At 70.2% G+C, this 18,739-nt stretch carries 11 protein-coding genes, 1 tRNA gene and 1 rRNA gene; 12 read left to right on the top strand and 1 reads right to left on the bottom strand.

Translation table 11 applies throughout. The annotated features are described in order from the left end of the window. From rrf to AC07FK_RS04820, 3 genes are all read left to right on the top strand, one after another. Positions 1-88: ribosomal RNA gene (gene rrf / locus AC07FK_RS04830) — 5S ribosomal RNA — on the top strand; the annotation flags it as partial. A gap of 98 nt (positions 89-186) precedes the next feature. Next, on the top strand, positions 187-867 hold the full coding sequence (locus AC07FK_RS04825) for a DegT/DnrJ/EryC1/StrS family aminotransferase (RefSeq protein WP_479102511.1): 681 nt from the start codon (positions 187-189) through the stop codon (positions 865-867). A gap of 121 nt (positions 868-988) precedes the next feature. Continuing rightward, positions 989-1,061, top strand: a tRNA-Thr gene (locus AC07FK_RS04820). A 57-nt stretch (positions 1,062-1,118) separates the two neighbouring features. Here the strand turns inward: AC07FK_RS04820 and AC07FK_RS04815 are convergent. After that, positions 1,119-3,785: a SpoIIE family protein phosphatase gene (locus tag AC07FK_RS04815; protein WP_479102509.1), complete on the bottom strand. Its 2,667-nt coding sequence runs from the start codon at positions 3,783-3,785 to the stop codon at positions 1,119-1,121. A 265-nt stretch (positions 3,786-4,050) separates the two neighbouring features. Between AC07FK_RS04815 and AC07FK_RS04810 the strand changes: the two genes are divergently transcribed. From AC07FK_RS04810 to AC07FK_RS04770, 9 genes are all read left to right on the top strand, one after another. Further along, positions 4,051-9,603 carry a HAMP domain-containing protein gene (locus AC07FK_RS04810; protein ID WP_479102508.1) on the top strand — a complete coding sequence of 1,851 codons (5,553 nt, stop codon included), beginning with the start codon at positions 4,051-4,053 and terminating at the stop codon, positions 9,601-9,603. 243 nt (positions 9,604-9,846) lie between these two features. Continuing rightward, positions 9,847-10,533 (top strand): response regulator, encoded by a 687-nt coding sequence (locus tag AC07FK_RS04805; RefSeq protein WP_479102506.1) that lies wholly within the window; start codon positions 9,847-9,849, stop codon positions 10,531-10,533. A 235-nt stretch (positions 10,534-10,768) separates the two neighbouring features. Beyond that, the gene (locus AC07FK_RS04800; RefSeq protein WP_479102504.1) at positions 10,769-13,612 is read left to right on the top strand and encodes a DNA translocase FtsK; all 2,844 of its coding nucleotides are present in this window, start codon (positions 10,769-10,771) and stop codon (positions 13,610-13,612) included. A 189-nt stretch (positions 13,613-13,801) separates the two neighbouring features. Continuing rightward, positions 13,802-14,623 (top strand): helix-turn-helix domain-containing protein, encoded by an 822-nt coding sequence (locus AC07FK_RS04795; protein ID WP_479102502.1) that lies wholly within the window; start codon positions 13,802-13,804, stop codon positions 14,621-14,623. Between the two features lie 123 nt (positions 14,624-14,746). Beyond that, positions 14,747-16,240: a 30S ribosomal protein S12 methylthiotransferase RimO gene (rimO, locus tag AC07FK_RS04790; protein WP_479102500.1), complete on the top strand. Its 1,494-nt coding sequence runs from the start codon at positions 14,747-14,749 to the stop codon at positions 16,238-16,240. Then, a complete protein-coding gene (pgsA, locus tag AC07FK_RS04785) occupies positions 16,237-16,890 on the top strand; it encodes a CDP-diacylglycerol--glycerol-3-phosphate 3-phosphatidyltransferase (RefSeq protein ID WP_479102499.1) in 654 nt (217 codons plus the stop codon). Before rimO ends, pgsA begins: the two co-directional genes overlap by 4 nt. A gap of 131 nt (positions 16,891-17,021) precedes the next feature. Beyond that, positions 17,022-17,531: a CinA family protein gene (locus AC07FK_RS04780; protein ID WP_479102497.1), complete on the top strand. Its 510-nt coding sequence runs from the start codon at positions 17,022-17,024 to the stop codon at positions 17,529-17,531. 109 nt (positions 17,532-17,640) lie between these two features. Then, entirely contained in the window at positions 17,641-18,021 is a 381-nt protein-coding gene (locus AC07FK_RS04775; RefSeq protein ID WP_028814221.1) for a helix-turn-helix domain-containing protein, read from the top strand. Positions 18,022-18,248: 227 nt separating this feature from the next. Then, complete coding sequence (locus tag AC07FK_RS04770) at positions 18,249-18,719, top strand: Dps family protein (RefSeq protein ID WP_479102495.1); 471 nt, start codon at positions 18,249-18,251, stop codon at positions 18,717-18,719. Positions 18,720-18,739: the final 20 nt, after the last annotated feature.

Here is an 18,739-nt window from a genome sequence, read left to right as displayed (position 1 = left end):
CGGTTACATTCCGAACCCGGAAGCTAAGCCTTTCAGCGCCGATGGTACTGCAGGGGGGACCCTGTGGGAGAGTAGGACGCCGCCGAACAATCATTCAACGCTGGTCCCCGAACTTCGGTTCGGGGACCAGCGTTTTTTTGTGCCGCGACACGTGGTGTTCACGTTGAAGGACCAGCATCCCGAGGCATGGGGACGATCGGAATACTGAAGTCCGTAGGGGTCGGCGTCGGTGACGAAGTCGTCGTGTCGGCCTACGGGAACGCCGAAGTGGCCGAGGCCGTACTGGCCGTGGGGGCTGTGCCCGTGTTCGCCGACATCGACGGAGCCACGTACTGCCTCGACGCGGCGGCCGTGGACGCGGCCGTCACGAGGCGCACGGCGGCCGTCGTCGTCGTGCCGCGCTTCGGGTACCTCGCCGGCGTGGGGCCGGTGCGGGAGCTCGGGCGGCGGCGGGGTCTCCTGGTGGTGGAACACCGGGAGGGCGAGGTGCCCGAGCCGAGTGTGCTTGCTCAACGGCAGGTGCACGCCGCGTATTTGGACAGGCGGCTCACCGGGGTGCGGGCCCCGGCGGCGTGCGCGGGGCACTCGTACGCGCAGTACGTCGTGCGGGTGCCCGGTAACGGGCGGCCCGATCGGGACGCGTTCGCGCGTGAAGTGCGGCGCAGGGGAGTGGACTGCCGGGTGCCGGTGAAGACGCCCGTGCACCGGCTGCCGGCGTTCCAGCGGGCGGTCTGCCTGCCGGAGACCGAGCGCGCCGCCGACGAGACCCTCGCGCTGCCCGTCGGTGGCCCGCTGTCCCGTCGTGACCTGCACCGTGTGGTGGCGGCCTGCAACGTGCTCGGCGGATTGCTGCAACCGGCCTTCTAGGACGTCCGTTTGAGGTGTGGTGCGGCGGAGGCGGTGTGTGCGGGCTGGTCGGGGAACAGCGGGTTCGGAGCACGGCTGATGTTCGGGTAGGATTCTGTCTCGTTGCCGCAGCGCAGCGCAGGCCCCAATAGCTCAGTCGGTAGAGCGTCTCCATGGTAAGGAGAAGGTCTACGGTTCGATTCCGTATTGGGGCTCAACACACGAAAGGCCCCCGCCGGTTGGCGGGGGCCTTTCGCGTACCCCTGTACGGGTCACATGGGGGCGTGCGGCATGGGCACGCGCATGGCGAGGATGGCCATGTCGTCGGAGGCCGGTTCGGCGGCGAAGCGTTCCACGGCGCGCAGGATGCGGGCGGCGACCGCGCCGGCCGTCAGGCCCGTGCAGGTGGCCAGGACGTCGGCCAGGCCGTCGTCGCCGAGCATGCGGGTGCCCTCGCGGCGTTCGGTGACGCCGTCGGTGACGCACAGCAGTACGTCGCCGGGGTCGAGGGTGACGGTCTGCTCGTACAGTTCCAGGTCCTCCATGACGCCGAGTAGCGGCTGCGGTTCGGCGGCCGGTTCGACGGTGCCGTCGGGGCGCAGGCGCAGCGGGAGCGGGTGGCCGGCGCAGACCACCTTCAGGATGGCGCTGCCGTCCTCCTGAGGCCACAGCTCGCCGTACAGCAGGGTCAGGAAGCGGCTGCGGGCGCCCTCGTCGAGGATCGCCGCGTTGAGGCGCTCCAGGACGGCGGGGCCGCCGAAGCCCTCGCGGGCGAGGAGGCGCAGGGCGTGGCGGGCGAGGCCGGTGACGGCGGCCGCTTCGGGGCCCGTGCCGCAGACGTCGCCGATCGCGAAGCCGTACGCGCCGTCGCGGATGGGGAACAGGTCGTAGAAGTCGCCGCCGACCTCGTTGCCCTCGCCCGCGGCCCGGTAGATGACCTCCACCTCGACGTTGGGCACGTGGGGGAGCTCCGGGGGGAGCAGGCTGCGCTGGAGGGACTGGCTGATGGCCATGCGCTCGGAGTACAGGCGCGAGTTGTCCAGGGCCAGCGCGGCGCGGCGGGAGAGGTCCTCGGCGAGTTCGAGGATCTCCTGGCGGAAGTGGTCGTCGGTGGGCTTGCCGAGGGTCAGCATGCCGATGACGCGGTTGCGGGCGACCAGCGGGAGGACGACGGTCTCGCCGCCGACGGCCGCGGCCGTGGCGAGGGTGGTGCCGATGCCCGATCCGATGTGCGGCGCGGAGCCGAGGCCGAGGCTGCGCATGGAGGTGCGGAGCGCCGCCTGGTGGGCGGCTTCGGTGGGGGCGTTCCAGACGCGTGCGCCGGGAGCCGGGACGGGCTCCGGGGGGTCGATCTTCGAGAGGAGGGCCTTGAGGCCGTCGATGCGCTCCTCGTCCTCGTGGAGGACGAAGGAGAGGTACGGCTCCGAGGACTGGTCGGCGATGGTGTAGACGGCGCACCAGGTGGCAAGCGTGGGGACCGTCATCTGTGCCATGAGGGCCAGGGTCTGGTCGCGGTCGAGCGTACCGGCGAGGAGGTCGGAGGCCTCGACGAGGAAGGACAGCGAGCCCCGGCGCAGGCGCTCCAGCTCGCCGAGGCGGGCGGACTCCACGGCGAGCGCGATGCGGTCGGCGGCGAACTGCAGGCGCAGGGCCTCTTCGTTCGAGTAGCGCCCGGGGGCTTCGGCGGCCACGCCGAGGGAGCCGGTCAGGCGGCCCTCGACCTTGAGGGGGACGGTGACGACGGAGCGCATGCCGGTGCCGTTGAGGAGCGGTACGGCTCCCGGGACGGCGGTGAGGTCTTCGTGGACGGCGGGCATGCGGGCGGAGCCGTAGCGGCCGGTGCCGGCCTCCACGGGGACGCGGGCGAAGCGCTGGCGGGCGGAGGGGAGGCCGGTGGTGGCCCGTACCTCCAGCTCGGTCTCGTCGTCGGTGGCGAGCAGGAGGAACGCCGAGTCGGCGTCCAGCATGTCGCGGGAGCGCTCGACGGTGCGCTGGAGGAGCCCGTCGAGGTCGTCGGGGGCGGGGGAGCCGATGAAGACCTCGAAGGGGTCCGTGGTCCGGCCCTCGGAGAGCGAGCCCTTGGCGGTGTCGCTGGGGGTGCGCTGGGGGGACTGGAGGACCGCGCGCTCGAAGTCGCGCACGAGGAGGCAGACGGTCGAGGGCTCGCCGGAGGTGTCCCGTACGCGCAGGTGGGAGGCGTACACGGGGACGGTGCGGCCGTCCGCGGCGCGGACGCCGTAGCTGCCCTCCCAGCGGGAGAGCTGGAGGGCGTCAGCGATGCCGGTGGCGATGCCGGGGGTGTGCGGCCAGGCGGCGAAGTCCGTGAGCTGCTTGCCGGTGACCTGGTCGGCGGCGTATCCGAAGAGTTCCTCCGCGTCCTCGTTCCAGGCGTTGATGGCGCCGGAGCGGTCGATCTGGACGACGGCGACGCGGATGCGGCCGTCGGCGACCGGGAGGTGCTCGACGGGCAGGACGGGGCCGGCCGAGCGGATGCCGACGGGGCGCTCGGGGAGGTCGAGCTGGAACCAGACGTGCTTGTGGGTGGGGGCGTAGTCGACGCCCCAGCGGGAGGCGAGGGCGGCGCACAGCAGCAGGCCGCGTCCGCCTTCGCGTTCCGGGCTGCCGAAGGACTGGGCCGTGCCCTGGAGCGGGACGTCCCGTTCGGGGTAGCGGTCGCCGACCTCGACGCGGACGCCCTCGTCCGTACGGAGGCAGAGCACGTCGGCGGTGGTGCCGGCGTGCACGACCGCGTTGGTGACGAGCTCGCTGGTGAGGACGACGGCGTCGTCCACGATGTCGGTGTAGCCCCAGCCCTGGAGTGTGTCCCTGACAAAGGCGCGGGCGGTCGCGACGGACCGTCCCACGGGGTCGAAGCTGGCAGCCGCCCGCGCGGTGATCACAGAACTCCTCGTACGCGTCTCGACGCCCGGCTCTGCCATGATCGGCCCGCCCCTCCGGTGCCCGGTGGTGGATCTCGCGTCACCGCCCCCGCCGGGCGGACCGGGGCGGCTGGACAGCCGGAAGCCAGGTTACTTACCTTCCATGTCCGAGCGGATGCCGGTCACCAGTGTTTCCGCCCCCGGAGTCCGGGGAGGGGTGTGCGAAGCTGCCGAACTGTTATGGCCTGGTTCGGCCATGGTGAAACACTGGGAAGGCTTCGGGCGAAGCCCGATGAGTACGGTCGACCCCTGCGGGAGGGACACGGTGGAGTCTGGCGCAGCCGCGCGGAGCACCAGCACGCGCGCAAAAGGCGGACGGTCCCGGAGCAATGGGACAACCGAAGTGGATACAGCGGCCCTGAACAGGCTGCTGCAGGCCCTTGTGACGATGCGGGACGGCAATTTCCGTAAACGCCTGACGGTGTCGGGCGACGGGGTGATGGCCGAGATCGCTGCTGTCTTCAACGAGGTGGCCGACCGGAATCTGCATCTGACCGGTGAGATCGCCCGGGTGCGGCGCATGGTCGGACGCGAGGGGAAACTGGCCGAGAGGCTGGAGACGGGGGCCTGCGAGGGCTCCTGGGCCACCGCGATCGACGCGTCGAACGCCCTGGTCGACGACCTGGTGCGGCCCGTCTCCGAGGTCGGGCGGGTGCTGTCCGCGGTGGCGGACGGTGACCTGGACCAGCGGATGGAGCTGCGGTCGCAGAGCGTCGAGGGCGCGGAGGCCGGGCATCCGCTGCGGGGTGAGTTCCTGAAGGTCGGGCGTACGGTCAACAACCTGGTCGACCAGTTGTCCGCGTTCACGGACGAGGTGACGCGGGTCGCCCTCGAAGTGGGTACCGAGGGAAAGCTGGGTGGTCAGGCCCAGGTCCGCGGTATGTCCGGTTCATGGAAGGACCTGACGGACTCGGTCAACACCATGGCGTACCGGCTCACCGCCCAGGTCCGTGACATTGCTCTCGTCACGACGGCGGTCGCCAAGGGCGACCTGTCACGCAAGGTCACCGTGCATGTCGCCGGTGAGATGCTCCAGCTGAAGAACACCGTCAACACGATGGTCGACCAGCTGTCGTCCTTCTCCTCCGAGGTGACCCGCGTCGCGCGCGAGGTCGGCACGGAGGGCGAGCTGGGCGGGCAGGCGCAGGTGCCGGGGGTGGCCGGCGTATGGAAGGACCTGACGGACTCCGTCAACCTGATGGCGGGGAACCTGACCGCCCAGGTGCGCGGCATCGCGGAGGTCACCACGGCGGTGGCCAACGGCGATCTCTCACGGAAGGTCACGGTGAGCGCGCGCGGCGAGGTGGCGCAGCTCGCCGAGACGATCAATCAGATGACCGAGACGCTGCGTACGTTCGCCGACGAGGTGACCCGCGTGGCGAGCGAGGTCGGCGGTGAGGGTCTGCTGGGCGGGCAGGCGCAGGTGCCGGGCGCGGCGGGCACGTGGAAGGACCTGACGGACTCCGTCAACACGGTCTTCCGCAATCTCACGACGCAGGTGCGCGACATCGCGCAGGTCACGACGGCGGTGGCCAACGGTGACATGACGCAGAAGGTCACCGTCGACGTCGCCGGCGAGATGCTGGAGCTGAAGAACACCGTCAACACGATGGTGGACCAGCTTCAGTCCTTCGGTTCCGAAGTGACGCGAGTGGCGCGAGAGGTCGGCGTCGAGGGTCTGCTGGGCGGGCAGGCGCAAGTGCCGGGCGCGGCGGGCACATGGAAGGACCTGACGGACTCCGTCAACACGGCGTTCCGGAACCTCACCGGCCAGGTGCGCAACATCGCGCAGGTCACCACGGCGGTCGCCAACGGCGATCTGTCGCAGAAGGTCACGGTGGACGTCTCCGGCGAGATGCTGGAGCTGAAGAACACCGTGAACACGATGGTGGACCAGCTGTCGTCGTTCGCCGACCAGGTCACGCGGATGGCGCGTGACGTGGGTACGGAGGGCCGCCTCGGCGGTCAGGCGCGCGTGGACGGCGTCAGCGGCACGTGGAAGGAACTCACCGACTCCGTCAACTTCATGGCGGGCAACCTCACCTCGCAGGTGCGCCAGATCGCCCAGGTGACGACGGCGGTGGCGCGCGGTGACCTGTCGCAGAAGATCGACGTGGACGCGCGCGGCGAGATCCTGGAGCTGAAGAACACCATCAACACGATGGTCGACCAGCTCTCCTCCTTCGCCGACCAGGTCACGCGGGTCGCCCGCGAGGTGGGTACGGACGGCCGGCTCGGCGGCCAGGCGCAGGTCCCCGGCGTGGCCGGCGTGTGGCGCGACCTGACCGACTCGGTGAACGGCATGGCCGGCAACCTCACCGCGCAGGTGCGCAACATCGCCCAGGTCGCGACGGCGGTGGCGCGCGGCGACCTGTCGCAGAAGATCGACGTGGACGCGCGCGGCGAGATCCTGGAGCTGAAGAACACCCTCAACACGATGGTCGACCAGCTGTCGAACTTCGCCGAGCAGGTGACCCGGGTGGCCCGCGAGGTGGGCACCGAGGGCATGCTGGGCGGCCAGGCCGAGGTGCAGGGCGTCAGCGGTACGTGGAAGGACCTCACCCAGTCCGTCAACTCCATGGCCAACAACCTGACGTCGCAGGTGCGCAACATCGCCGAAGTCACGACGGCGGTCGCCGAGGGCGACCTGTCGAAGAAGATCACGGTCGATGCCAAGGGCGAGATCCTGGCGCTGGTGACCACCGTGAACACGATGGTCGACCAGCTGTCGTCCTTCGCCGACGAGGTGACCAGGGTCGCCCGTGAGGTGGGTACGGAGGGCATCCTCGGCGGCCAGGCGCGCGTGCGCGGTGTCACCGGGATCTGGAAGGACCTCAGCGACAACGTCAACCTGATGGCCAACAACCTGACGTCGCAGGTGCGGAACATCTCGCAGGTCTCGGCGGCGGTAGCCAACGGCGACCTGACGAAGAAGGTGACGGTCGAGGCGCGCGGAGAGGTCGCGCAGCTCGCCGACACCGTCAACACCATGGTGACGACGCTGTCGTCGTTCGCCGACGAGGTCACACGCGTGGCCCGCGAGGTGGGTACCGAAGGCGAACTGGGCGGCCAGGCGCGCGTCCCCGGGGTCTCCGGCACGTGGAAGGACCTCACCGAGTCGGTGAACTCGATGGCGTCCAACCTGACCGGCCAGGTCCGTCAGATCGCGATGGTCACCACGGCCATCGCCAAGGGCGACCTGACCAAGAAGATCGACATCGACGCGCGCGGCGAGATCCTGGAGCTGAAGACCACCATCAACACGATGGTCGACCAGCTGTCGTCGTTCGCCGACCAGGTGACCCGCGTGGCCCGCGAGGTGGGCACCGAGGGCATCCTGGGCGGCCAGGCGCGCGTACGCGATGTGGACGGCACGTGGCGCGACCTCACGGAGTCCGTGAACGAGATGGCCGGGAACCTGACCCGGCAGGTGCGCGCGATCGCGGCCGTGGCCACCGCGGTGACCCGCGGAGACCTCAATCTCAAGATCGATGTCGATGCCGCGGGCGAGATCCAGGATCTGCAGGACAACATCAACACGATGATCGCGAACCTGCGCGACACCACCCTGGCCAACAAGGAGCAGGACTGGCTCAAGGGCAACCTGGCCCGTATCTCGGGTCTGATGCAGGGCCGCCGCGATCTCGACGACGTGGCCTCCCTGATCATGAGCGAGCTGACGCCGGTCGTCTCGGCGCAGCACGGCGCCTTCTTCCTGGCCCTGACGACGCGCGGCACCGCCGAGGTCGGCGCGGACGAGGACAGCCCGTACGAGCTGCGCATGCGCGGGAGCTACGGCTACTCGGCCGGATCCATGCCGACGTCGTTCAAGCCCGGTGAGACGCTCATCGGCACCGCGGCCGAGGAGAAGCGCACGATCCTGGTGGACAACGTGCCGCCGGGCTATCTCAAGATCTCCTCCGGTCTCGGCGAGGCTCCGCCCGCGCACGTGATCGTGCTGCCGGTGCTCTTCGAGGGGAAGGTCCTCGGGGTGATCGAGCTGGCGTCCTTCCAGCCCTTCACCCAGATCCAGAAGGACTTCCTCAACCAGATCGCCGAGATGATCGCGACGAGCGTCAACACCATCAGCGTCAACACCAAGACCGAGGTGCTGCTGGAGCAGTCGCAGGAACTGACCGAGCAGCTGCGGGTGCGGTCCGCGGAGCTGGAGAACCGGCAGAAGGCCCTCCAGGAGTCGAACGCCGAACTGGAGGAGAAGGCCGAGCTGCTGGCCCAGCAGAACCGCGACATCGAGGTGAAGAACACCGAGATCGAGGAGGCCCGGCAGGTCCTGGAGGAGCGCGCCGAGCAGCTCGCGGTCTCGATGCGCTACAAGTCGGAGTTCCTGGCGAACATGTCGCACGAGCTGCGTACGCCGCTCAACTCGCTGCTGATCCTGGCGAAACTGCTCGCCGACAACGCGGAGGGGAACCTCTCCCCGAAGCAGGTGGAGTTCGCGGAGACGATCCACGGGGCGGGTTCCGACCTGCTCCAGCTCATCAACGACATCCTCGACCTGTCCAAGGTCGAGGCGGGCAAGATGGACGTCAGCCCGACGCGGATCGCGCTGGTGCAGCTCGTCGACTACGTGGAGGCGACCTTCAGGCCGCTCACCGCGGAGAAGGGGCTGGACTTCTCCGTACGGGTCTCCCCGGAGCTGCCCGCGACGCTGCACACGGACGAGCAGCGGCTGCTCCAGGTCCTGCGCAACCTGCTGTCGAACGCGGTCAAGTTCACCGACAGCGGGGCGGTCGAGCTGGTCATCCGGCCGGCCAAGGCCGACGTACCGAACGCGATCCGTGAGCAGCTGCTCGAGGCCGGTTCACTGCGTGACGTGGACGCCGACCTGATCGCCTTCTCGGTGACCGACACCGGCATCGGGATCGCGGCCAGCAAGATGCGGGTGATCTTCGAGGCGTTCAAGCAGGCCGACGGTACGACCAGCAGGAAGTACGGAGGCACCGGCCTCGGCCTGTCCATCAGCCGGGAGATCGCCAGGCTGCTGGGCGGTGAGATCCACGCGGCGAGCGAGCCGGGCCGCGGGTCGACGTTCACGCTCTACCTGCCGCTGCACCCGAGCGAACTGCCGCCGCAGGGCTACCCGCAGCTCACACCGGGCGCCATGGATCCGCTGCGCGGGGGCGGGGGCGCTTCGGACGGCGACCGGGCGGCGGAGAACGCGCCGCAGGCCGACCACGGGCCGGCCCAGCTGCCGTCGGACCCGCAGAGCGGTCCGGCCGGGCTGTTCCGGCGGCGTCGCAGGGCGGTGAGCGGCGGTGATCAGCGGACGGCGCTGCCGGGGCAGGCGGCCGGTCAGCCGGCCGCGTCCGACCAGGCCGGCCAGTCCTCGGTCGTGCCGCCGGAGTCGCAGGGGGCCGCCGCCCCGTCGTGGGTCTCCGACGGACAGGAGGCGGCGCCGCAGTCGCGTCGCGGGATCATGTTCTCCCAGGAGAAGGTGCTGATCGTCGACGACGACATCCGCAACGTCTTCGCCCTCACCAGTGTGCTGGAGCAGCACGGCCTGTCCGTGCTGTACGCGGAGAACGGCCGGGAGGGGATCGAAGTGCTGGAGCAGCACGACGATGTGACGGTCGTACTGATGGACATCATGATGCCGGAGATGGACGGCTACGCGACGACGACGGCGATCCGCAGGATGCCGCAGTTCGCGGGGCTGCCGATCATCGCCCTGACGGCGAAGGCGATGAAGGGCGACCGGGAGAAGGCCATCGAGTCCGGGGCTTCCGACTACGTCACGAAGCCGGTCGATCCCGACCACCTGCTCTCCGTCATGGATCAGTGGATGCGGGGAGAGTGATCGTAGGCTGTACGAAACCGACGGGTCGCTGACTGACTGTGGCCGAAGGCGTGTGAGCGCGCGGCATGCGGGGAACCTTCTGGTCTCCCACCGCGTTTCTGCTACGTGCACAGTGACATCGCGGTGACAGGGTGTGGCGACAGGCGGGGTGCGGCTACCATGACCGGCACAAGGACGGGCGACGCAAGAGAGTCGTCCCCTGGGGCGGCGCCCGGTGCACTGCCGGGGCGAGGAGGGCGGGCCATGGTGCAGAAGGCCAAGATCCTCCTGGTCGATGACCGGCCGGAGAATCTGTTGGCGCTGGAGGCCATCCTCTCTGCGCTGGATCAGACACTGGTACGGGCATCGTCAGGGGAGGAAGCGCTCAAAGCGCTGCTGACGGACGATTTCGCAGTCATCCTGCTGGACGTCCAAATGCCGGGCATGGACGGTTTCGAGACCGCCGCGCACATCAAGCGGCGGGAGCGAACCCGGGACATTCCGATCATCTTTCTCACCGCGATCAACCACGGTCCGCACCACACCTTCCGGGGTTACGCGGCCGGCGCGGTGGACTACATCTCGAAGCCGTTCGACCCGTGGGTGCTGCGGGCGAAGGTCTCGGTCTTCGTCGAGCTGTACATGAAGAACTGCCAACTGCGGGAGCAGGCGGCGCTGCTGCGCCTCCAGCTGGAGGGCGGCGGCCAGGCGGGCGGTGTGGGCGAGACGAAGGAGCCCGCCGGACTGCTCGCCGAACTCTCCGCGCGGCTCGCCGCCGTGGAGGAGCAGGCCGAGGCGCTCTCCAAGCAGCTGGACGACGAGTCCGCGGACGCCGCGGCCGTGGCTACGGCCGCTCACCTGGAGCGCAAGCTCACCGGGCTGCGCCGGGCACTCGACGCGCTCGAACCGGGGACCAGTGGCGCGGCGCCCCCCTTCCCGTCGCAGCACTGAGCGACGTACCGCTGAACGGCACGGCACCGAACGACTCGGCGCTGGGCGTCGCGGCGTCCGGGCGTCGCGGTGACCGAGCGCGCGACGCGGAACGCGGACACCCGTCGGGCGCACCGGCCGGACTCCGGTGGCCCGGTGAGGCGGCGTCAGTTTCCCGCCGGGCGGGGCACGACACGAACGGGTGAAGCGGTGGGCACGCGTGTCCGTCGCGTCCCGCACCGGTAACCTCACCACCATGGCCTCACGTACGTCCGGCAAGGGTTCCCAGGGCACGGCGGGCGCCGCGAAGCCGCGCGCCGGGCGTACCACCGGCGCCTCGAAGAGAGCGGCGCCCGTCAAGAAGTCCGCCGTCGCGGCGAAGAAGGCCGCGTCGGCGAAACGGGCGCCGGTGAAGAAGGCGCCCGCCAAGAAGGCCGCGGCCAGGGCCGCCAAGGCGGCGCCGTCGCCCACCGGTGGTGTGTACCGGCTCGTGTGCGCCCTCTGGCTGGGCCTCGCGCACGGCGTGGGCGCGATGTTCCGCGGCATAGGGCGCGGCGCGAAGGGGCTCGACCCGGCCCACCGCAAGGACGGGGTCGCGCTGCTCCTGCTCGGTCTCGCGCTGATCGTCGCCGCCGGCACGTGGGCCCAGCTGCGCGGGCCGGTCGGCGACCTCGTCAAAATGCTGGTGACCGGCGCCTTCGGGCGGCTCGACCTGCTGGTGCCGATACTGCTGGGCGTCGTCGCCGTACGGCTCATCCTGCACCCGGAGAAGCCCGAGGCCAACGGCCGGATCGTCATCGGGCTCTCCGCGCTCGTCGTCGGCATCCTCGGGCAAGTCCACGTCGCCTGCGGAGCGCCCGCCCGCGGCGACGGCATCGAGGGCCTGCAGGACGCCGGCGGACTGATCGGGTGGGCAGCCGCCACGCCGCTGACCTTCACCATGGGCACCGTTCTCGCCGTCCCGCTCCTGCTGCTGCTCACCGTCTTCGGCCTGCTCGTCGTCACCGCCACGCCGGTCAACGCCGTCCCGGAGCGGCTGCGGCAGCTCGGCATCATGCTGGGCATCCTCGCCGCGCCGCCCGGGTACTACGACGAGTCCGAGGACGACGAGCGGTACGACGAGCAGTGGCGCGAGGCGCTGCCCGCCGGCGCGCGCCGCTCGCCCGCGCGCCGGGCGCCTGCGCCCGCCGAGTACGACGCGGAGCTCGCGGAGGAAGAGGCGCTCACGCGGCGCCGCCGTCCCCGCAGGGCCGCGCCCCAGTCCGCGTCCGCGCCGCGCGCCATGGACGCCGTCGACGTCGCCGCGGCGGCCGCCGCCGCGCTGGACGGCGCCGTACTGAACGGACTGCCGCCGTCGGCGCTCGTCGCCGATCTGACGCAGGGGGTCTCGACCGAGCGCCCGGCGGGTGTGCCGTCGGCACGCGAGGGCGTCGGGAAGGTGGAACGCACGCCCGTGCCCGCGCCGGCGTCCGGGTCGGGCTCCGGGTCCGGGCCGGGTCCCGCGGCCGGGTCGGGGCCGCGGTCCGGCTCCGCGTCCGGGTCGAAGGTGGCGGATCTGACCAAGGCGCAGCCCGAGGTCTCCCAGCCGCTGCCGCCCCGCGCCGAGCAGCTCCAGCTCGCCGGCGACATCACCTACGCCCTGCCGTCGCTCGACCTGCTGGAGCGCGGCGGTCCGGGCAAGACGCGCAGCGCCGCCAACGACGCCGTGGTCGCCTCGCTGACCACCGTGTTCACGGAGTTCAAGGTCGACGCGGCCGTCACCGGCTTCACCCGCGGGCCGACGGTCACGCGCTACGAGGTGGAGCTGGGACCGGCCGTCAAGGTCGAGCGGATCACGGCGCTCGCCAAGAACATCGCGTACGCCGTCGCCAGCCCCGACGTGCGCATCATCAGTCCGATCCCCGGCAAGTCCGCCGTCGGCATCGAGATCCCCAACACCGACCGCGAGATGGTCAACCTCGGCGATGTGCTGCGCCTCGCGGACGCGGCCGAGGACGACCATCCGATGCTCGTCGCGCTCGGCAAGGACGTCGAGGGCGGCTATGTGATGGCCAACCTCGCGAAGATGCCGCACGTCCTGGTCGCGGGCGCCACGGGGTCGGGCAAGTCGTCCTGCATCAACTGCCTCATCACCTCGGTCATGGTGCGGGCGACCCCCGAGGACGTACGGATGGTGCTGGTCGACCCGAAGCGCGTCGAGCTCACGGCGTACGAGGGCATCCCGCACCTGATCACGCCGATCATCACCAACCCCAAGCGGGCCGCCGAGGCGCTCCAGTGGGTCGTGCGCGAGATGGACCTGCGGTACGACGACCTCGCGGCGTACGGCTACCGGCACATCGACGACTTCAACCAGGCGGTGCGCACCGGCAAGGTGAAGTCGCCGGAGGGCAGCGAGCGCGAGCTCTCGCCATACCCGTACCTGCTGGTCATCGTCGACGAGCTGGCGGACCTCATGATGGTCGCGCCGCGGGACGTGGAGGACTCCATCGTCCGCATCACCCAGTTGGCCCGCGCCGCCGGCATTCATCTGGTGCTCGCCACCCAGCGGCCCTCCGTGGACGTCGTCACCGGTCTGATCAAGGCGAACGTGCCCTCGAGGCTCGCCTTCGCGACCTCCTCGCTCGCGGACAGCCGGGTCATCCTCGACCAGCCGGGCGCGGAGAAGCTGATCGGCAAGGGCGACGGCCTGTTCCTGCCGATGGGGGCGAACAAGCCGACCCGTATGCAGGGCGCGTTCGTCACCGAGGACGAGGTCACGGCGATCGTCCAGCACTGCAAGGACCAGATGGCGCCGGTCTTCCGCGACGACGTCGTGGCCGGGACGGCGAAGAAGAAGGAAATCGACGAGGATATCGGTGACGACCTGGACCTGCTGTGCCAGGCGGCCGAGCTCGTCGTGTCCACCCAGTTCGGCTCGACCTCGATGCTCCAGCGGAAACTGCGTGTCGGCTTCGCGAAGGCGGGCAGGCTGATGGATCTGATGGAGTCGCGGAACATCGTGGGGCCGAGTGAGGGATCGAAGGCGCGCGATGTACTCGTCAAACCGGACGAATTGGATGAAATGCTCGCTATGATCCGGGGAGATTCTCACCCGTAAGAGGTGGGTGGGCAACCGTTTCCCCGGTTCGTACGTCCAGTTGAGGGGAGGGGGAGGCAGATGGTGTCACCATCGGGCTGTCAGGAGATTCTGATGGCGTACAAACTCCGCCCTCCCAGTTGCCCGACGCTTTCGTACCCCCCCTAGACTGAACATCCAGCAGGTGGCTCACGCTCGAAAGGCGCCCCCGTGTCCATCGGCAACTCTCCCGAAGACGACCGGCCTTCCTTCGAAGACGACCGGCCCTCGATCGGACGCGCTCTCCAGCAGGCCCGTGTGGACGCGGGTCTGACGGTCGACGAGGTCAGCGGCTCGACCCGGGTGCGCATCCCCATCGTGCACGCGATCGAGCAGGACGACTACAGCCGCTGCGGCGGCGACGTGTACGCGCGCGGCCACATCCGTACGCTCGCCCGCGCCGTAGGCCTCGATCCGGACGTCCTCGTCGCGCAGTACGACGACGAGCACGGCGGACGTCCCGCGCCCACACCCGCGGCGCCGCTCTTCGAGGCGGAACGCATCCGTCCGGAGGCCCGCCGCCCCAACTGGACCGCGGCCATGGTCGCCGCGATCGTCGCCGTCGTCGGCTTCGTCGGCTTCACGCTGTTCAACGGCAACGACGGCAGCGGCGGCTCCCGGGACGTCGCGGGCTCGACGCCCGCCGCGACCAAGCCCGCCAAGCCCGCCCCGACCAAGCCCGCCGACCCCAAGCCCGACCCGTCGGACAGCGCCATCGCGGCCGTCCCGCAGGACCAGGTGACGGTCGCCCTCACCGCCAAGGACCGCAAGAGCTGGATCTCGGCGAAGGACCACAACGGCCGGCTGCTCTTCGACGGCCTGCTGCTCAAGGGCGAGTCCAAGACCTTCACCGACAAGGAGAAGATCGACCTCGTGCTCGGTGACGCCGGCGCGATGCAGCTGTTCGTGAACGGCAAGGAGGTCGGCGACGAGTTCCAGGCCGGACAGGTCCAGCGGCTGACGTACACCAAGGGCGACCCCGAGGCCGGCTGACCTCGTGCCTTCCGGCCCCGGGGCAGGGCCGGAAGGCGGCCGGGGCGGCCCGGACCCGGGGCGTCAGGCTCCGGGCAACCCTCGCGGCGGGGGCGCGCGCCGGGACAAAGTAGTCTTGAGTCCATGCCCGAACGCCGCACCGTCGCCCTTGTCACTCTTGGCTGCGCCCGTAATGAGGTGGACTCGGAGGAGCTGGCAGGCCGCTTGGCAGCGGACGGCTGGCAGCTCGTCGAGGACGCCTCGGACGCGGACGTCGCCGTCGTCAACACCTGCGGATTCGTCGAAGCCGCCAAGAAGGACTCCGTCGACGCCCTGCTCGAAGCCAACGATCTGAAGGATCACGGCAAGACCCAGGCCGTCGTCGCCGTGGGCTGCATGGCCGAGCGGTACGGCAAGGAACTCCAGGAAGCGCTGCCCGAGGCCGACGGCGTACTCGGATTCGACGACTACGCCGACATCTCCGACCGCCTCCAGACGATCCTCAACGGCGGCATCCACGCCTCCCACACCCCGCGCGACCGGCGCAAGCTGCTGCCCATCAGCCCTGCCGAGCGGCAGGACACCCCCGACGTGGCGCTCCCCGGACACGCTCAGGACACGCCCCCCGAGGACCTGCCCGAGGGCCTCGCGCCCGCGTCGGGCCCGCGTGCGCCGCTGCGCCAGCGCCTGGGAACCAGCCCCGTCGCCTCAGTGAAGCTCGCGTCCGGATGCGACCGCAGGTGCTCCTTCTGCGCCATCCCGTCGTTCCGCGGATCGTTCATCTCGCGGCGTCCGTCCGACGTACTGGGCGAGACGCGCTGGCTGGCCGAGCAGGGCGTGAAGGAGATCATGCTGGTCTCCGAGAACAACACGTCGTACGGCAAGGACCTCGGCGACATCCGGCTCCTCGAGACGCTGCTGCCCGAGCTGGCCGAGGTGGACGGCATCGAGCGCGTACGAGTCAGCTACCTGCAGCCCGCGGAGATGCGGCCGGGACTGATCGACGTGCTGACGTCCACGCCGAAGATCGCCCCGTACTTCGACCTGTCCTTCCAGCACTCGGCGGCCGGCGTGCTGCGCTCCATGCGGCGCTTCGGGGACACCGATCGCTTCCTGGAGCTGCTGGAGACGATCCGCGGGAAGGCGCCGCAGGCCGGTGTGCGGTCCAACTTCATCGTCGGCTTCCCCGGTGAGAGCGAGGCGGACCTCGGCGAGCTGGAGCGTTTCCTCACGAGTGCGAGACTGGATGCGATCGGCGTTTTCGGATACTCCGACGAGGAGGGAACCGAGGCCGTCACGTACGACAACAAGCTGGACGCCGAGGTCATCGCCGAGCGGCTGGAGCACATCTCGCGGCTCGCGGACGAACTGACCGCCCAGCGGGCCGAGGAGCGTCTCGGCGAGACGGTCGAGGTGCTGGTCGAGTCGGTGGACGGTGACGACGGCGCGGTGGGCCGTGCGGCGCACCAGGCGCCCGAGACGGACGGCCAGGTGCTGTTCACGTCGGCCGAGGGGCTGACCGTGGGCCGTATGGTCTCCGCGAAGGTGGTCGGGACCGAGGGTGTGGATCTGGTGGCCGAGCACAGCGAACTGCTGGGAGGCGACCCCCAGACCCCCGACGAGGAGGCAGGCAGATGACCGGAGTCCCGGCATCCGCTGCCGGTGGAACCGGCGCGAAGCCGGCGCCCGGCGGCAAGCTGGGCGCTGCGGCCGTCAATCAGGCCAGCCTGTGGAACATCGCCAACATCCTGACCATGATGCGGCTGGTCCTGGTGCCCGGCTTCGTGATGCTGATGCTCCAGGACGGCGGGTACGACCCCGCCTGGCGCGCCTGGGCGTGGGCCGCGTTCGCCGTCGCGATGATCACCGACATCTTCGACGGGCACCTGGCGCGTACGTACAACCTGGTCACCGACTTCGGGAAGATCGCCGACCCGATCGCCGACAAGGCGATCATGGGCGCCGCGCTGATCTGCCTCTCGGCGCTCGGGGACCTGCCGTGGTGGGTGACGGGCGTCATCCTCTTCCGGGAGCTCGGCATCACGGTGCTGCGCTTCTGGGTGATCAGGCACGGGGTCATTCCGGCCAGCCGAGGCGGCAAGATGAAGACGCTCATGCAGGGCGTGGCGGTCGGGATGTACGTGCTCGCACTGACCGGGCCTCTCGCGACGCTGCGGTTCTGGGTCATGGCGGCGGCGGTCGTGCTGACGGTCGCGACGGGGCTCGACTACGTGCGGCAGGCGGTCGTGCTGCGTCGGGCCGGGATCGCGGCGGAGGCGTCACGGTGACGGGCTGGGCTGTGGAGGCCGCGAGGGGCGCCGCTGAGGGGCTGGGCCCGGAACGGGGCGTGCGTGGTGCGGATGGGGTGCTGGAGGCGTCGGGGGGCGTGCGTGGGGCCGTCGAGGAGCCGTCGCGGGGTGTGAGTGGTGCGGCCGAGGTGCTGGAGCTGCTGGCCGGGCGGGGGGAGACGCTCGCCGTCGCCGAATCGCTCACCGGTGGTCTGGTGGCCGCGGAGCTGACCTCCGTACCCGGGGCGTCGAGGGTCTTCCGCGGGGGCGTCACTGCGTACGCGACGGAGATCAAGCGGGACGTCCTGGGGGTCGACGCGGCACTGCTGGAGCAGCGCGGGGCCGTGGATCCCGAGGTCGCGCGGCAGATGGCGGCAGGAGTGCGACGGGCGCTCGGAGCGGGCTGGGGCATCGCGACCACCGGTGTCGCGGGGCCGGACGCCCAGGACGGGCAGCCCGTCGGGACGGTCTTCGTGGCCGTCGCCGGGCCGGAGGGATCCGGGAAAGTGGCCCGGTTGAGGTTGAACGGGGGCCGGGCGGAAATCCGTATGGAGAGTGTGCGGAGCGTACTGACCCTGCTCTCCGGCGAACTGGACGAAAATGCGCGGGCACAGGATACGGAACAGAACGGGGGGAATTGATGTTTGCAGCCCTGAGTGAACACGACATCGCTCCCCGCACGGCCGCAGCGCGAGGCGGTACGGTGGGGCGTGAAGGATGCGGCTACGCGGTCCGAGGAGGGAGCCACCGATGATTCTGCTCCGTCGCCTGCTTGGTGACGTGCTGCGTCGGCAGCGCCAGCGCCAGGGCCGTACTCTGCGCGAAGTCTCCTCGTCCGCCCGAGTTTCACTCGGCTATCTTTCCGAGGTGGAGCGGGGGCAGAAGGAGGCTTCCTCCGAACTGCTCTCCGCTATCTGCGACGCGCTCGATGTACGGATGTCCGAGCTCATGCGCGAAGTGAGTGATGAGTTGTCGCTGGCTGAGCTGGCGGAGTCGGCTGCGAGCGAGCCGGTGCGTCCACCGGTACGCCCGATGCTCAATTCCGTTTCGGTGACGTCGGTGGCAGGTGTGCCACCGGAGCGGGTGACGATCAAGGCACCCGCGGAAGCGGTGGACGTGGTCGCCGCCTGACCGTGGTGACCTCTGTGGCCGCGGTGCACGCGGTCTGAGGCTTGTGCGAGAGCCCCGGTGGGTCCTGAGGGACCCCCGGGGCTCTTCCACGTTCTCGTGTGACCGTTTTGGGGCGTTTGTGCCATGGTGGTGAGACTGCGCCGGGTCCCTGAGACCGGATCGGGTCGCTCTCGCGCGCCGGTCTCGTGCTCGTACCGGTCGCCCCGGTTCTCTGAGGAGGAAAACGGATGTCTGTCGTGAAGAGCACCCTGCCCGAGGCGGATCTCAAGGTGGTGGGCGAGGCCCTGCAGGGCGCACTCGTGGACCTCGTGGACCTGTCGCTGGTGGCCAAGCAGGTCCACTGGAACGTGGTGGGGCCGCGCTTCCGGTCCGTACACCTGCAGCTCGACGAGGTGGTCGGCACGGCGAGGCTGCACTCCGACGCGGTCGCGGAGCGGGCCTCCGCGCTCGGCGTCAATCCGGACGGGCGATCGGCGAGCGTGGCGCGTGCGACGGCGATCCGGGAGGTGCCGTCGGGGTGGATCAAGGACGTGGACGCAGTACGGATCCTGGTCGACGCGCTCGGGGTCGTCGTCGGGCGGATGCGGGAACGGATCGAGGCCACGGCCGATCCGGATCCGGTGAGCCAGGACATCATCATCGGGCTGACGGCGGACCTCGAGAAGCATGCGTGGATGTTCAGGGCCGAGAGCGAGTAGGCGCGGAGAGCGGGGGCGTG

The organism is Streptomyces sp. NPDC046122, from assembly GCF_056429965.1.
Note: the sequence above shows the minus strand (reverse complement) of the source record. Positions and strands in the feature narration are given on the sequence as shown.

What these genes read in the sequence shown, in the direction of transcription:
- AC07FK_RS04825 (WP_479102511.1), top strand. Translation starts at nt 187, where the DNA reads ATGGGGACGATCGGAATACTGAAGTCCGTAGGGGTCGGCGTCGGTGAC.
- AC07FK_RS04815 (WP_479102509.1), bottom strand. Translation starts at nt 3,785, where the DNA reads ATGGCAGAGCCGGGCGTCGAGACGCGTACGAGGAGTTCTGTGATCACC.
- AC07FK_RS04805 (WP_479102506.1), top strand. Translation starts at nt 9,847, where the DNA reads ATGGTGCAGAAGGCCAAGATCCTCCTGGTCGATGACCGGCCGGAGAAT.
- AC07FK_RS04800 (WP_479102504.1), top strand. Translation starts at nt 10,769, where the DNA reads ATGGCCTCACGTACGTCCGGCAAGGGTTCCCAGGGCACGGCGGGCGCC.
- rimO (WP_479102500.1), top strand. Translation starts at nt 14,747, where the DNA reads ATGCCCGAACGCCGCACCGTCGCCCTTGTCACTCTTGGCTGCGCCCGT.
- pgsA (WP_479102499.1), top strand. Translation starts at nt 16,237, where the DNA reads ATGACCGGAGTCCCGGCATCCGCTGCCGGTGGAACCGGCGCGAAGCCG.
- AC07FK_RS04775 (WP_028814221.1), top strand. Translation starts at nt 17,641, where the DNA reads ATGATTCTGCTCCGTCGCCTGCTTGGTGACGTGCTGCGTCGGCAGCGC.
- AC07FK_RS04770 (WP_479102495.1), top strand. Translation starts at nt 18,249, where the DNA reads ATGTCTGTCGTGAAGAGCACCCTGCCCGAGGCGGATCTCAAGGTGGTG.